Source organism: Thermoflexus hugenholtzii JAD2, from assembly GCF_900187885.1.
Classification (GTDB): Bacteria; Chloroflexota; Anaerolineae; order Thermoflexales; family Thermoflexaceae; genus Thermoflexus; species Thermoflexus hugenholtzii.
Genome location: NZ_FYEK01000003.1, coordinates 127232 through 141813, shown reverse-complemented (window position 1 = coordinate 141813; position 14582 = coordinate 127232). Strand labels below are relative to the sequence as shown.

Sequence of the window (14582 nt, the reverse complement as noted above, 5' to 3'; positions counted from 1 at the left end):
ATCAGTAGCGTTCCAGAAGAATTCGCACTTCCTCTTCGTGGGGCATGTCCTTCATCGCCTCCCACTCCGCCCGTCGCACCGCGAGGTAGGAGCGGGCGAGCTCCGGCCCCAGGGCCTGTAGGAGGACCTCATCCTGCTCCAGGGCGGCGATGGCCTCTCCCAGGGTCGAAGGCAGCGGCCGGATCCCTCGAGCCGCCCGCTCGGATTCCGGCAAATCGGCGGGATCCATCTGAACCGGCTCTCCGGGGTCGAGCCCTTTATCGAGGCCGTCCAGCCCCGCGGCGATCACCGCCCCAAGCGCCAGATAGGGATTGCAGGAGGGATCCACGGTCTTCAGCTCGATATGGGTGATCGGCCGGCCGGCGGGAGGCTGGGGAACGCGAACCGCGGCCTCCCGGTTGCCGTATCCCCAGGAGGTGAAAGCCCCGCTCCAGAAGCGCGGGCGGATCCGTTTGAAGGAATTGGGACTGGGGGTGGTGAGGGCCATCAGGGCGGGCAGGTGGTGGAGGATGCCGGCGATGAACGCCCGAGCCTCGGCCGAAAGGGTATCGGGACGGCGGGGATCCGCGATGCAGTTGCGATCGCCCCGCCACAGGCTGAAGTGGAGATGGGCGCCACTGCCCGCTTTGTCTGGGAAGATCTTGGGGACGAAGGAAGCGACCAGGCCGTGGCGACGGGCTACCGCGCGCACGGTCTCCCGGAAGATGATTTGGTTGTCGGCCGCCCGCAGGGCCTCCGCGTATCGGATCGGCATCTCAAACTGGCCCGGACCGGATTCCGCGTAGATCATCTCCGGGAGGACCCCCTGGGCCTCCAGGGCAGCGGTGAGCTCCTCCAGCACCGGGGCCATGGCATCCAGAGCGGCGGTTTGCGCGAACACCGTGGTATCTGCCGGGAGCCACTGATCCCCCTCCCGCCGGAGCAGGTAGAACTCGTTCTCGAAGGCCGCCATGATGCGCCATCCCCGCCGCCCGGCCTGTTCGATCATACGGCGGAGGAACGAGCGCGGACAGTGAGGCCATGGCGCATCCCCCTCGTAAATGTCCGTGAGAACCCGGGCGTGGCCTGGGGCGTAGGGCAAAGGGGTGAAGGTGGACCAGTCTGCCTGCATATGGACCTCGCCGGCGGGGGTCAGCCCGGAGCCCGGGGCCAGGGCGTCAATCATCACAGGGAGGGCCTGCTGGGCGGCGGCAATGCCCAACCCGGCTCCCTCCAGGTAATCCTCCAGGAAAGCAGCGTGGACCGCCTTGGCCCGGATGAGGCCGGCGTTGTCGCACCAGATGAAGCGGACATACCGGATTTGATGGGTGCGGATGGCGGCGAGAACCGCGCTCTTTCCAGGTGCCATTTCCCTGGCCTCCATAGAGTGAGGTGGAAGGCAACACGGCGGGCGACTTCCCGGTCCGGGACAGTTTTCGTCCTGCCCCGGACCGGGCGCTGTGGAGTCTTCTCTCAGGGCGCAGGGACCTTCTGCGGGACGCGCTCGGCGGCCAGGGTGAACTTCCCACCCTTGACCTCGATGACGGTCACCCCTTTCTGCGGGATGTGAGACTGCGGAGAGTAATTGATCACCCCAGTGACAGCTGGGAAGTCCCGAATGCTCTCCAGAGCCTTCTTGATCGCCTGGCCGTCCGTCGAACCGGCGCGCCGGATGGCCTCGGCCAACACGTAGACTGTGTCGTAGCCCAGGGCGGCGAAGACCGCCTCCGGCTCCGTCCCATACTTCTGCTTGTAGGCTGTGACGAACTTGCGCACCCGCTCGTTCGGCGAATCAGCCGTGAGCAAAGAGTGGGTTGTGAAGAACACGTTCTCGGCTGCCGGACCGGCCACCTGGATCAACAAAGGGGTGTCATAACCATCGCCGCCCACGATGGGGCCGGTGATGCCCGCGTTGCGGAACTGCTTTACGATGGTCCCCACATCATCCGGCAGGGCGGAGATGTAGTAGAAGTCCGGCTGTTGCGGGAGGGCCTTCACCTTAGCAATCTGGGCGGAGAAATCCTTATCTCCAGACTGATAGGTGTCCTCCAGGACGATGGATCCGCCCAGCTCGGTAAAGCGGTCCTTGAAGTATTTGGCCAGCACCGTTGTGTATTCGGCGCCCTTGTCCCACAACAGGTAGGCGGTCTTACCGAACTTCTCGAAGGCGAATTCCGCTCCCACGGCGGCCTGCACGTTGTCCCCGAAGGGGGTCAGGAAGAGCATGTCCCCCACCTGCCCAGGCAGGCGCGGCGAGGTTGCCCCTACGGTGATGAAGGGGATCCCGGCGCGCTGGCAAATCGGTCCGGCCGCCAGGACATAATCGGAGTCATTGAAGCCGATGACCACCACCACCTTGTCCTGCTCGATCAGCTGGGTGACGACCGTGGCCGCGGTGGCTGGGTCCGTTTTGGTGTCGCGGATGAGCAGCTCCAGCGGGCGCCCCAGCACTCCACCGGCGGCATTGATCTCTTCCGCGGCCAGGCGAGCGCCATTGGCGGCGGGGACGTCAATGGAGGCCATCCCACCGGTGAGGTTGAACGGAGCCCCGATTCGGATCGGTGGCCCGCCAGTGGGAGTCGCCGGGGCGGCGGTCGGGGTGGCTGCTGGCGCGCAGGCCGCAACCGCAAGGACGAAAGCCAGGAACAGAACTCCAGACGGACGCAGCAGGCGCATGGCTCTCACCTCCTCATTTATTTGAACTCGTCTCAAGGCTTCGTCTACCTTGCCTGCTTCCTCATCGCTTGGAGAGTTTTGAGATGAGCTCATTTATTAAAGGGTCTGCCTCACGAGCGGAGGGGGCTTTTATGGAAAACCGCGCTTTCCTTACCCAGTCCCCCAGCCGTTCGATCGTGGCCTCCAGTCGGAATTCGCGGTCTCCCAGCAATCCCTGACGACGGAATGCCGTCAGCAGGATAAGCAGCACCGCCAGGCCGATCTGGCTCAGCCCATAAAGAGGACCGAGGGTAAATGACCCAACGGCAACTCCGGGCTCCAAGTTGCGTAGCAGCTCGGTCACGCTCATCACCAGCAGCGTCCCCAAAACCGATCCGGTCACGCTGCCCATCCCTCCCACGATCATCATCACGATGATCTCGAATGTCTTTGAGAAATAGAATGCGTTGGGCGAGAAGGCGGTGAGGAAGTGCGCCCACAATCCGCCTGCAACCCCGGTGAAGAAGGCGCTGATCCCGAAGGCGATCAGCCGCACCCGGCCAATGGCTACTCCAACTCCCCGCGCACCCCATGGATCATCCCGTGCAGCCAGGAGCTGAAGGCCAAGGGTGGAATGCTTCAGACGCCAGGCGACGTAGACATTGAAGAGCGCCCACAGGGCTGTCCAACCCAGGGTGGTATAGGGAGGGACGCCGGTGAACGTGCGCGTGCCGCGGGTGAATCCCTCTGCGTTGATCAGGATCACCCGGGTGATGATCAGAAAGCCCAAGGTTGCCACAGCAACGAAGTGCCCGCTCAACCGCAGGATAGGGATGCCGATCAGGAGGGCGATGATCATCGTGGTGAGCCCACCGAGGAGGAGGGCAGGCAGGAAGGGCAAGGCAATGGAGGCCAGCGGCAGGGGGAGGTCCGGCAAGTTGACAGCCTTCATTGCCACCGGCATGGTGAGGATAGCGGACGCATAGGCTCCCAGCGCCATGAAACCGATATGGCCTAGAGAGAAGACCCCGGTGAACCCAGTGAAGAGATTCAGGCTGACCACCAACATGACGTTGATCAAGAACAGGATGGTCAGGCGCTGCAGGTAGGCGCTCCCGCCGCGCTCGATCAGCAGATAGAGACCGAGCAGCAGCAGGCCTCCCAGGCTACGCCCCAGCCAGATCTCAACCCGCCGTCCCGGCAAAATCTTCATCTCAGACCCGCTCTGCTTCCCCATAGCCCAGCACTCCGCCTGGACGCACCAGCAGCAACAAGATCAAAACAGCGTAGACGAGAGCATCCCGATAGCCTACCACCACGGAGGGAAGGATCCCCTGCAGAAGGATCTCCAGAGCTCCCAAGAGATATCCCCCCAGAACCGCCCCCGGGATCGTCCCGAACCCACCAATCACGCAAGCCACGAACGCTTTCAGCACGGGCTCGAATCCCATGCCGGGCTGGATGGTCCCAATGTGGGCCACCCAGAACAGGACGGCGAGCCCGGCCATCGCCGAGCCGATGACGAAGGCCAGAAGGGTAACCTTCCCCACCTCGATGCCCATCAGCTGGGCTGCTGTAGGGTTCTCCGCCGCCGCCCGCATTGCCAGCCCGACACGGGTGCGGGTGACAAAGAAAGCCAGCCCCCCCAGCGCCAGCAGTGCGCCGCCGAAGGCCCACAGATGGATAGAGGGGAGGAACAGATCGCCCCAGGGGTGGAGAACCTGAGTGAGCAGCGCGGGCATGGGGAAGGGACGGGATCGGGGGGAGAAAAGCAGGACCGCCAGGTTCTCCAGGAACACCGCTACGGCGAAGGAGTTCAGGAGAAGAGTCACATCCGGGGCGCCGCGGATCGGTCGATAAGCGATGCGCTCCATCAGCGCGCCCAGGGTCGCCGCTCCGAGAATAGCCCCTGCAGCGACCAGGGGGAAGGGCAGACCCCGCTGGAGAAGGAGAAGCCCGATGTAGGCACTCCACATCATCACGGTGCCGTGAGCGAAATTGATCAGTCGCATCACGGCGAACACCATGGCCAGGCCCACAGCCATTAGGGCGTACTGGCTGCCCAAGCCCAGGGCGTTGATCAGCTGTTGAATCCAGAATTCCGGGGAACCGATGGCGTGCATGGGGAAGGCCCCTCCCGTCTTCAGCGGCCTAAATAGATCCGCACTAATTGGGGGTCCTCGCGTAGGCGGGCGGTCTGATCCGCCAAGACTAGACGCCCAGCTTCCAGCACATAGGCGCGATCGGCGAGGCCCAGCGCCTTCTCGGCGTTCTGCTCAACGATGAGCATGGTCAGTCCCTGCGCCTTCAGTTGGGCCAGCGCCTCGAACACTTCCTCCACCACCCGGGGAGCCAGCCCCAGGGAGGGCTCATCCAGAAGTAGGATCTCGGGCTTGGCCATGAGCGCTCGGGCGATGGCCAGCATCTGCTGCTGGCCTCCGGAGAGCAGACCCGCCCGCTGGTTCAGACGCTCCTTCAGGATAGGGAAGAGGCCGAATACCCACTCCAGGCTCTGGCGTTCCTGCGCGCGATCCCTTAACCGGTATGCTCCCAGCAGGAGGTTCTCCCACACGGTGAGGTTCTTGAAAACGTGACGACCCTCCGGGCACTGGATGATCCCCATCCGGGCGATGGCCGCCGGTGATCGTCCGGTGATCTCCTGATCCTTGTAGAGAATCTGACCCCGGGTGGGGCGCAGCAATCCGGAGATCACGCGCAGAGTGGTCGTCTTGCCGGCCCCGTTTGGGCCCAGCAAGGCGACCACCTCGCCAGGCCGCACGCTCAGTGAGAGACCATGTAGGGCTCGGATCGCCCCATAGGCGGCTTCAACCTCACGCAGCTCCAGAATGGCTGGGCCGTCCAAGGAAAGCCTCCAACACCAGCGGATTGTTGCGGATCTCCTCCGGTGTCCCTTCGGCAAGAAGCGCCCCGGAGCTCAACACGTGGAGGCGCGGACAGAAACGCATCACTACAGGCATGTCGTGAGCCACCATCACAATGGCCATGCCCCACTCTCGATGAAGGCGGCGCAGCTGTTCCACGAGCGCCTCGCTTTCCTCCGGGTGCAGGCCGGCCGTGGGTTCGTCCAGCAGCAGCAGGGAGGGCTTCAAGGCCAGGGCGCGGGCGATCTCCACCCGCCGCTGATCTCCATACGGGAGGACACCAGCAGGCCGATCAGCCAAATGAGCGATCCCCAGCTGTTCCAGGAGATGCATTGCCTGCTCACGTAGCGCCTGGGCCCGCCGCTGTCCTGGCCCGAAGCCCAATAACGCCGACGCCAGATCAGGAGGATGATGAACAGTCATGGCCACCATGACGTTCTCTAATGCCGTCAGGGAGGGGAATAGCCGGATGTTCTGGAACGTCCGGGCGATCCCCAGCGCTGGAATTCGATGGGCAGGCAATCGGACGAGATCCTGGCCCTGAAAGCGGATGGACCCCTCATCCGGCCTCAGGAAGCCGCTCAGGAGGTTGATCAGAGTGGTCTTGCCCGCCCCGTTAGGCCCGATCACCCCCAGGATCTCGCCTTCGTGGAGGGTCAGGCGGTAGTCCTTTAAGGCCACCACGCCCTGGAAACGCTTGGTCAGCCCCTCCACCTTCAGCAAGGGGGTTAACCTCCTCTCCTCCGGGCCCATCTCTCCATGCCCGCCGTGTCGAATCCCCCGGGGTCCCCTGATAGAACTCGCAGATGCCATCTTCCTGCCCTGCTTCCGAGGGGTTCACAACTTGCAAATATTTATCATAGAAAATGGGATCGAAATTGTCAAGGATCACCGCGGAAAAGGGACGAGCCTCCGGGTCGGCGAACGCGGGAGACACCGGCCCGGGGGTTGGGGCAAGGCCTCCCGGAAGCCCAGGCCCTCAGGGTGAAGTCCTGGGGCAGTGAAGAGGAGAGCTTTCCCGCCGCTACTTCGTTCACTCCTCCGCTTCCGCCGCGACCTGGGCCAGCTCCTCCGCCGTCACCGCCTCGGCGTTATATCGGGAGAGCCCCTCACGGATGCGGGTCATGACTTCGTCGAACGACATCGTCACGATCCGCTTGCGGCGGATGGGGTTGACCTGAGAGAGCACCGCCTGCTTCAGGAACGGATAGCGGATGCCCCGCTCGTGCAGGGCTTCCAGGATGGGTTCCAGCATCGCGTCGATGGCTTCGATCACCTGGGCCCGGCGCTCCCGCTCCCCAAGCGCTTCCCGCAACGGCATGTCCAGGAAACCATCCACCTTGCGGAGGATGGGGACGTAGCCCGCGCCGGCGAACCGCTCCCTGCGGTCATACAGGATCCCCAGGGTGATGAGATGCGCTTCCTCAAACTGGAAAGCGAAGGACCGTTCTGGGTCCTCTGGATGCTCCTCCCGCAGGGTCCGATACATCCGGAGAACCTCCAGCGCCTTCTCCCGAAGGTTGTGGGCTTTCTCGGTGTTCAGACCGAGGATGTGATAAGCCACTGCGGGATCCGGGATCAGGATGGCTGTGATCCGGCGGGCGCCGAGCCGGAACATCGCCTCCCGCCGATGGTTGCCGTTAGGGGTCCAGTAGCGGCCGTCCGGGGTTCGGATCGCGACGATGGGGTCGATGAAACGACCGATCGCCCGGATCACCGCTTTCAAGCGCTCCACGTGATGGGGAGAGAGATCCCGCTGATAGGGGGTGGGCTCCACGCGGTCCAACGGCAGCTCCACCAGGAGCTGCCAGCGGCCGCCGTAGGGATCCGGATAAATGGCCCACACCACGCCCCCATCTGCTTCCACCTGCTGGGCCAGCTGCCGGATCTCCGCCGGGATCTCCTGGGACATAGGCGCTTCCTCCCCCATTTCGAATCCCACCGTTTCCACCCGACTCATCTCTCATTATAACCCCGCCTTCAAATCCCAGAGTCCCAACATTAGAATTATCAAATTTAGGAAAATTACGGTGTCTTACACAAGAAATTATTTCGATTACATCCATTATCAAAAATTTTGTTGTTGGTTTTGACAGCATGCCCAGGTTTGTGGATAATGAGATGTGGAACAAGTATCGTCTTTTGCCTTAGGCTCCTCGATGGCGTGTCGGGTAGGGGGTCTCCGCTGGAGGCCATCGCGGCGGTGAGGAGAAGAGGGAGCCCACGCCCTGCAGGGGAAGTTTCGACGGCCTGGGATCTGGCATTCCCCTTTTTCATATAAGGAGGTGCCCCATGGCGAAGTTGCTCCGGGTGAACATGACGGATCTCTCCGTCCGCTTCGAGGAGGTGCCGGAGAAATACGCATTGCTGGGCGGCCGCGGCCTGACCTCCAGCATCATCTACGATGAAGTCCCCCCGCTCTGCCACCCCCTGGGTCCGGATAACAAACTGATCATCGCACCGGGCATCGTCAGCGGGACCAAGGCCCCCACCTCCGGCCGGACCTCCTTCGGCGGCAAGTCCCCGCTCACCGGAGGCATCAAGGAGAGCAACGCCGGCGGCCTCTCCTCGCAGAAGATCGCCCGCCTGGGGATCAAGGCGATCATCGTGGAGGGACAGCCGCGGGAGAAGGATCGCTTCTACGTCCTCAAGGTGGACAAGGATGGCGCCCGCCTGCTGCCGGCGGATCACCTGAAGGGCAAGGGGATGTATGAGACCTGCGATCTCCTCTGGAAGGAACACGGGGAGGGCGTGGCCATCATCGGCATTGGCCCCGCCGGGGAGATGCGCATGGCGGCCGCTGGGATCTGCGTCAACGATATGGAGAACACCGCAGGCCGTTACGCCGGCCGCGGCGGCCTGGGTGCGGTGATGGGCTCCAAAGGGCTTAAGGCCATCGTCATCGACGATCGGGGTGGCCCGGGCGTCGAGATCAAGAACCCCGAGCTCTTCGAGCGGGGCATCAAGAAGCTCACCCAGGCCTCCCTGACCCATGACGTGACCAAGAAGGGCGGCGCCCTGAACACCTACGGCACCAACGTCCTGGTGAACATCATGAACGAGGCCGGCGGCTACCCCACCCGCAACTTCTCCTCCGGCCGCTTCGAGCTGGCCTCCCAGATCAGCGGCGAGACCAAGGCTGAGATCATCCATAAGCGCAACGGTGAGGGGATGACCGGCCATCCCTGCCATCCCGGTTGCATCATCCAGTGCTCCGACCGCTGGGCCAACCCAGACGGGACCTTCAAGGTCTCGGTGATGGAATATGAATCGGTCTGGGCGCTGGGCGCCAACTGCGGGATCGGGGACCTGGACAAGATCGCCGACCTGATCTGGCTCTGCAACGACATCGGGGTGGACACCATCGAGATGGGCGACACGCTGGCCGTGGCCATGGAGGCCGGACTGCTGGCCTTCGGCGATGCGGACACCGCCATCCGGCTCCTGAACGAGGAGGTCCGGCACGGCACCCCGCTGGGCCGCATCCTGGGCAACGGCTGTGTCTTCACCGGCCGCGCCTTCGGCGTCACGCGCGTCCCGGCGGTCAAAGGGCAGGGGATGCCCGCCTACGAGCCCCGGGCGGTCAAAGGGATCGGCGTGACCTATGCCACCTCCACGATGGGTGCCGATCACACCGCCGGCTACACCATTGCCCCAGAGATCCTGGGCGTGGGCGGCAAGGCGGATCCCTTCGCCGTCCAGAAGGCGGACCTCTCCCGAGCCTTCCAGGCCACCACCGCCTTCATCGACTCCACCGGTTATTGCCTCTTCGACGCCTTCTGCGTGCTGGACATCCCGGAGGGCTTCGAGGGGATGGTGGAGTCGTGCGCCGGCGTGTTGGGGGTGAACTGGACCACCCAGGACGCCATCCGCCTGGGATATGAGATCATCCGCAAGGAGCGGCTGTTCAACGAGGCCGCTGGCTTCACCAAGGCCCACGATCGTCTCCCCGACTTCATGACCAAGGAGCCGCTCCCGCCCCACAACACCGTCTTCGACGTCCCGCCGGAGGAGCTGGACGCGGTCTACGACTTCAGCAAGTGGCCCAAGGAGGTCGTAGGGGAGGTCGCGGCCTGAGCGGTGCTCTCCCGGAACGCGATGCCGAAATCGGGGGATGGATGGGTATTCCGGACACCTGTCCATCCCCTTGTTATCCCTCCAGGACCGGAAGGGTTGCGCTCCACAATCCGCGATGATCGAGATCCATCTATATGGCGATCTCCGTCGCTATATCGGCCAGGAGGATCCGCGGCAGGATGCGGTCGCCCTCCTGCCCTACCGCCCCGGCACGACGGTGGCCGAGGCCCTGCGGGATCTGGGAGTTCCCCTCGAGGAGGCCCGGCATATCTTCATCAATGGGCTCTACGACCCGGAAGGGATGCGGCGGGCCCTGCGGGAGGGCGATCGCATCGGCGTTTTCCCTCAAAACATGACCATGCCGCACATCCGCCTCTTCGCCCCCCGCGCGACCCGTGAAGGATGAACGTTCGCGCCGGGGCCGTCCCATCGTCCGGAACAGGAGGGCCAGGAGATGATCGAGGTGCATCTCTACGGGGAGCTGCGACGTTACGCCGGAAAGACGGATCCACGGGAGGAGGCAGTGCTCCGCATCCCCTATCGGGAGGGGCTGACGGTGGCGGATCTCCTACGGGAGATCGGCATCGATCCCGAGCGCGAGGTAAGCAACATCTTCATCAACGGGCGCTACGATTACCATGCCCGTTCCCGCCTGCTTCGAGACGGCGACCGCCTGGGAGTCTTCCCTCGTAATATGGGGATGTTGTATTGTTAGGCGGATGCAAGACCCATCGCGCCGGAGGCGTGAGGAAGGATGCAAGTTAAGGTTCAGGTCTATGCGATCCTCCGCCAATATATCCCGGGCGCTTACCAAGGGCCGCTGATCCTGGAAGTCCCGGAGGGGACGACGGTCGGGCAGCTGATCGAGCGCTTGCCTATCCCCCGGGAGCTGGCCCGGGTGGTCTTCGTCAACGGGATCCGCCAGGAGCCGGATTGGGTGCTCCGGGAGGGAGACGAGGTGGGGATCTTCCCGCCGATCGCGGGGGGGGCACCCGAACCCGGCGTGAAGGATGCCGCGGCTCCCACCCCAATCCTCGACAGGGCGAAGGGTCTTGTTTTAGAATAAGGGCGATGATCCAAAACTCGTGGAGGTGCACCATGGCGCATACCCTTCCCCCGTTGCCTTACCCGTATGACGCCCTCGAGCCTTACATCGACGCACAGACCATGGAGATCCACCACACCCGGCACCACCAGGCGTACGTCAATAACCTGAACGCCGCCCTGGAGAAATACCCGGAGCTCCAGGACGTGCCGGTGGAGACCCTCCTGCGCCACCTCCCCAGCGTCCCCGAGGACATCCGGGAGGCGGTGCGCAACAACGGCGGCGGCCATCTGAACCACAGCCTGTTCTGGACCTTGATGAAGCCGGGCGGGGGCGGGGAGCCAAGCGGCGCCCTGGCCGAGGCCATCGCCAAGGCCTTCGGGAGCTTCGCCAACTTCAAGGAGCTCTTCACCAAGGCGGCCATGGGCCGCTTCGGCAGCGGCTGGGCCTGGCTCAGCATGACCGCCTTCGGGAAGCTGGTGGTGCACTCCACCCCGAACCAGGACAACCCGGTGATGGAAGGCCTGTTCCCCCTGCTGGGCCTGGACGTCTGGGAGCACGCCTACTACCTGAAATACCAGAACCGGCGGGCGGATTACGTCCAGGCCTGGTGGAACGTGGTGAACTGGGATCAGGTGGCCGCCAACTACGCGAAGGCCCTCGAGGCCATCCGCACCGGCGTCCGCGCCTGAACCCCCGGCGAGGAAGAGACGCCGTCCGAAGATCCGCGAGCCCGGTCCGGGAAGGCCGGGCTCGCGCTGGTTTCCTCGGGTACTCGGTTGCCAGAAGGCCGAAGGCATGTCAGGATGAACGCCAGGACGTTCGAGAGGGATTTCCGATGGGCTACGCGCCGCTGACCCTCCAGGAGGTCGCACGGCGGATCCGGGAGGCCCTGACGGATCCGGAAGGGGGAGAAGCGGACGCCTGGCGGCCGATCCGGGAGTTCCTGGACGATTTCCGCGCCGCCGCCCCGGAGGTCCGACAGGCCATGATCGAGGCCCGCCCGGAGCCCACCGGGGACCCCCGCTTCGAGGCCTACCTGGCCGCCCTGGCCGAACACCTGGCCGTTCATCACGGCCTGAGGGTCCCCCGGTGGGTGGAGGAGCCCGGGCGCTTCCTGGACCGCTGGTGGTTTCCCACCCGTTTCCGCAGCCTGCACGCCATGGCCCTGGTGGAGAGCCCCGCGGCCTTCCGGCGGCGCGGGATCTTCGTGGATCATACGGAACTGGAACGGTGTTAAGGAGACGGAGGGAAGCATGATGGCGCCTTTGACGGAGCTGCGCGCTCGTGGTCAGTCGGTCTGGCTGGATGAGATCCGCCGGGAGTGGCTGGAGGATGGAACCCTGAAGGAGCTGATCCGACGAGGGGTGACCGGCCTCACCAGCAACCCCACGATCTTCGAGCGGGCCATCACGACCAGCATGGCATATGATGCCGCCATCCGCTCCCATCTGACCCAGGACCCCGAGATGGAGACCACTGCTCTCTACGAGGCTCTGGCGGTCGAGGACATCCGCATGGCGGCGGATCTGCTGCGGCCGGTCTATGAGGCAACGGAGGGCGGTGACGGCTATGTGAGCCTGGAGGTCTCGCCCCACCTGGCCCACGACACGGAGGGGACCATCGCCGAGGCCCGGCGGCTGTGGCGGGCGGTCAATCGGCCCAACCTGATGATCAAGGTCCCCGCCACCCCGGCGGGGATCCCGGCCATCGAGGCCCTGATCGCCGAGGGGGTGAACGTCAACGTCACGCTCATCTTCTCTCCCACCCACTACGAGGCTGCAGCGGAAGCCTACTGGCGAGGCCTGCGGCGGCGAGCGGAGAGGGGCGGGGATCCCCGATCCGTGGCCTCCGTGGCCTCGTTCTTCGTCAGTCGCATCGACACCGCGGTCGACCGCGCCCTGGAGGCCCTGGGGACGCCGGAGGCCCTTGCACTGCGGGGACGGATCGCCGTGGCGGTGGCGAAGCAAGTCTACCGGCGCTTTCGGGAGCGTTTCCTTCCGGAGGCCTTTCCAGAGCTTGCCGGGCGGGGGGCGCGGGCGCAGCGGGTCCTGTGGGCCAGCACCAGCACCAAGAACCCGGCTTATTCCGACGTGAAATACGTGGAGGAGCTGATCGGACCGGATACGGTCAACACGATGCCTATGGCCACGCTTCAGGCCTTTGAGGATCACGGCCGGGTGAGCGGGGACACGGCCCTGGAGGGCTGGGAGGCGGCGAAGGCGGATCTGGCAACCCTCGCCCGGCTGGGGATCGACCTGGAGGTGATCCTGGAGCAACTCCAGGTCGAGGGAGTGGCGGCCTTCGCCCGCTCCTACGACGCCCTCCTCGCTGCCTTGGAGGAGAAGCGTGCGCAGTTGCTCTCCATCCTAAAATAGGAGGCAAGCCATGCATCGCGCCCGCACCGACGCGCTGCCCGGTTTTCGCGCCGGGGATCTGATCCTGCGGCCGTTCACAGGAGAGCGAGCCATGGTGGTGCGCGTGGAGGCGCCGGCTGGCGCGGTGGTCCCGCCCCATGCCCATCCCCACGAACAGATCACTCTCGTCATCCAGGGGCGTCTGCGGCTGCGGATGGCGGGGGAGGAGACGGAGCTCGGGCCAGGGGAGATCGTGCACATCCCCTCAGGGGTGGAGCACGAGGTCACGTTCCTGGAGGACGCTCTGGTCTTCGATGTGTTCCAGCCCCCTCGGGAAGATTTCCTCGAGCGCCTGCAGATGACGGCGCTAAGCGAATAGAACCCGAGCTCGGGGCGCTCCCTCCGTCCGAGGCGGTCGAAATTCATTTCGACAGGAAAATCCATGCGGTAGGAGCGGCTTCAGCCGCGACCCTTGCGCCACCGAAGACGGAAGACTCGGGATTGTGGGAAGCGGCTTCATCCGCGACCCTCTGAGATCTTGAAGGCGGGTTCGGGGCTAAAAGCCCCTCCTACAAAAAGATCGATGTGTTCGTAGGAGCGGCTTCAGCCGCGACCCCGCGCTATCGAAGATGGGAAGTTCGGGGCGAAAGACCCTCCTGCAAAAATCAATCCTGTAGAGGTGGCTTCAACGCGACCGATCCGCCGAACACCTGGAGGGAACCCATGGTGGGATCCTGGACCTCCGCCTATCGGCGTCTGATCCTACAGGAGACCGAGCCGGGCATTTTGGAGGTCATCCTGCATCAACCGGAGACCCTCAACGCCCTGGACGCGGTGGCCCATCGGGAGCTGACGTATGTCTGGCGGGAGATCGACGCGGATCCCTCCGTGCGGGTGGTGCTGGTGCGAGGGGCGGGGCAGGCGTTCTCCGCCGGGGGCGATTTCTCCCTCATCGAGGAGATCATGACGGATCCCCGGGCGTGCCTTCGGGTCTGGAAGGAGGCGCGGGATCTGGTTTACAACGTGATCAACTGTGAGAAGCCCATCGTCTCCGCCATCGAAGGCCCGGCGGTGGGGGCAGGCCTGGCGGTGGCCCTGCTGGCGGACATCTCGGTGGCGGCCCGCGGGGCGCGCCTTCTGGACGGCCATGTGCGCCTGGGGGTGGCGGCGGGGGATCACGCCGTGCTGGTCTGGCCGTTGCTGATCGGCATGGCCAAGGCGAAATATTACCTGCTCCTCAACGAGCCTCTCACCGGAGAGGAAGCCGAGCGGCTGGGGCTGGTTTCGTTGTGCGTGGAAGATGGGAAGGCTTACGAGGTGGCCCTGGAGATCGCGCGGCGCCTGGCCCGGGGGAGCGCCTCTGCCATCCGCTGGACCAAATACGCCCTCAACAACTGGTTCCGGCTGGCAGGACCCCTCTTCGACGTCTCCACCGCCCTGGAGTTCCTGGGCTTCCGCCTCCCCGATGCCCGGGAGGGCCTTCAAGCCCTCCGGGAGAAACGACCACCCCGCTGGCCGCTGGAGGATCTCTCCCCAGAGTGAGCGGTAGGCCGAAATCCGTTTCGGCTTACATCCACATTGCAAATC

The 14582-nt window shown here is 64.5% G+C and carries 16 protein-coding genes; 9 read left to right on the top strand and 7 right to left on the bottom strand.

Going from position 1 to position 14582, the window contains the following annotated elements:
• Position 1: 1 nt before the first annotated feature.
• The 7 genes from CFB18_RS01205 to CFB18_RS01175 all read right to left on the bottom strand — a co-directional run bounded on the left by CFB18_RS01205 (position 2) and on the right by CFB18_RS01175 (position 7428).
• Entirely contained in the window at positions 2–1348 is a 1347-nt protein-coding gene (locus CFB18_RS01205) for a glutamine synthetase family protein (protein WP_088569984.1), read from the bottom strand.
• 104 nt (positions 1349–1452) lie between these two features.
• On the bottom strand, positions 1453–2655 hold the full coding sequence (locus tag CFB18_RS01200; RefSeq protein ID WP_088569983.1) for an ABC transporter substrate-binding protein: 1203 nt from the start codon (positions 2653–2655) through the stop codon (positions 1453–1455).
• Positions 2656–2716: 61 nt separating this feature from the next.
• A complete protein-coding gene (locus CFB18_RS01195; RefSeq protein WP_200808017.1) occupies positions 2717–3847 on the bottom strand; it encodes a branched-chain amino acid ABC transporter permease in 1131 nt (376 codons plus the stop codon).
• Between the two features lies 1 nt (position 3848).
• Positions 3849–4757 (bottom strand): branched-chain amino acid ABC transporter permease, encoded by a 909-nt coding sequence (locus CFB18_RS01190; RefSeq protein WP_200808016.1) that lies wholly within the window; start codon positions 4755–4757, stop codon positions 3849–3851.
• Positions 4758–4777: 20 nt separating this feature from the next.
• Positions 4778–5497, bottom strand: coding sequence for an ABC transporter ATP-binding protein (locus CFB18_RS01185; protein WP_088569982.1), 720 nt, complete (start codon positions 5495–5497; stop codon positions 4778–4780).
• Positions 5466–6230 carry an ABC transporter ATP-binding protein gene (locus CFB18_RS01180; protein WP_234976992.1) on the bottom strand — a complete coding sequence of 255 codons (765 nt, stop codon included), beginning with the start codon at positions 6228–6230 and terminating at the stop codon, positions 5466–5468. Before CFB18_RS01180 ends, CFB18_RS01185 begins: the two co-directional genes overlap by 32 nt.
• A gap of 319 nt (positions 6231–6549) precedes the next feature.
• Positions 6550–7428, bottom strand: a complete 879-nt coding sequence (locus CFB18_RS01175) for a ParB/RepB/Spo0J family partition protein (RefSeq protein ID WP_159461509.1) — start codon at positions 7426–7428, stop codon at positions 6550–6552.
• A gap of 380 nt (positions 7429–7808) precedes the next feature.
• On the opposite strand from CFB18_RS01175, the gene CFB18_RS01170 reads away from it, so the two are divergent.
• The 9 genes from CFB18_RS01170 (at position 7809) to CFB18_RS01130 (ending at position 14537) form a co-directional block, all read left to right on the top strand.
• Positions 7809–9593 (top strand): aldehyde ferredoxin oxidoreductase family protein, encoded by a 1785-nt coding sequence (locus tag CFB18_RS01170; RefSeq protein WP_088569979.1) that lies wholly within the window; start codon positions 7809–7811, stop codon positions 9591–9593.
• A gap of 115 nt (positions 9594–9708) precedes the next feature.
• The gene (locus tag CFB18_RS01165; RefSeq protein ID WP_159461508.1) at positions 9709–9999 is read left to right on the top strand and encodes a ubiquitin family protein; all 291 of its coding nucleotides are present in this window, start codon (positions 9709–9711) and stop codon (positions 9997–9999) included.
• 48 nt (positions 10000–10047) lie between these two features.
• A complete protein-coding gene (locus CFB18_RS01160) occupies positions 10048–10308 on the top strand; it encodes a MoaD/ThiS family protein (RefSeq protein WP_088569977.1) in 261 nt (86 codons plus the stop codon).
• A gap of 39 nt (positions 10309–10347) precedes the next feature.
• On the top strand, positions 10348–10659 hold the full coding sequence (locus CFB18_RS01155; protein ID WP_088569976.1) for a MoaD/ThiS family protein: 312 nt from the start codon (positions 10348–10350) through the stop codon (positions 10657–10659).
• 32 nt (positions 10660–10691) lie between these two features.
• Positions 10692–11330, top strand: coding sequence for a superoxide dismutase (locus CFB18_RS01150; RefSeq protein WP_088569975.1), 639 nt, complete (start codon positions 10692–10694; stop codon positions 11328–11330).
• Positions 11331–11476: 146 nt separating this feature from the next.
• On the top strand, positions 11477–11878 hold the full coding sequence (locus CFB18_RS01145) for a hypothetical protein (protein ID WP_088569974.1): 402 nt from the start codon (positions 11477–11479) through the stop codon (positions 11876–11878).
• Positions 11879–11897: 19 nt separating this feature from the next.
• A complete protein-coding gene (gene tal / locus CFB18_RS01140; RefSeq protein ID WP_088570188.1) occupies positions 11898–13016 on the top strand; it encodes a transaldolase in 1119 nt (372 codons plus the stop codon).
• A 10-nt stretch (positions 13017–13026) separates the two neighbouring features.
• The gene (locus CFB18_RS01135; protein ID WP_088569973.1) at positions 13027–13374 is read left to right on the top strand and encodes a cupin domain-containing protein; all 348 of its coding nucleotides are present in this window, start codon (positions 13027–13029) and stop codon (positions 13372–13374) included.
• A gap of 344 nt (positions 13375–13718) precedes the next feature.
• Entirely contained in the window at positions 13719–14537 is an 819-nt protein-coding gene (locus tag CFB18_RS01130) for an enoyl-CoA hydratase/isomerase family protein (RefSeq protein WP_088569972.1), read from the top strand.
• Positions 14538–14582: the final 45 nt, after the last annotated feature.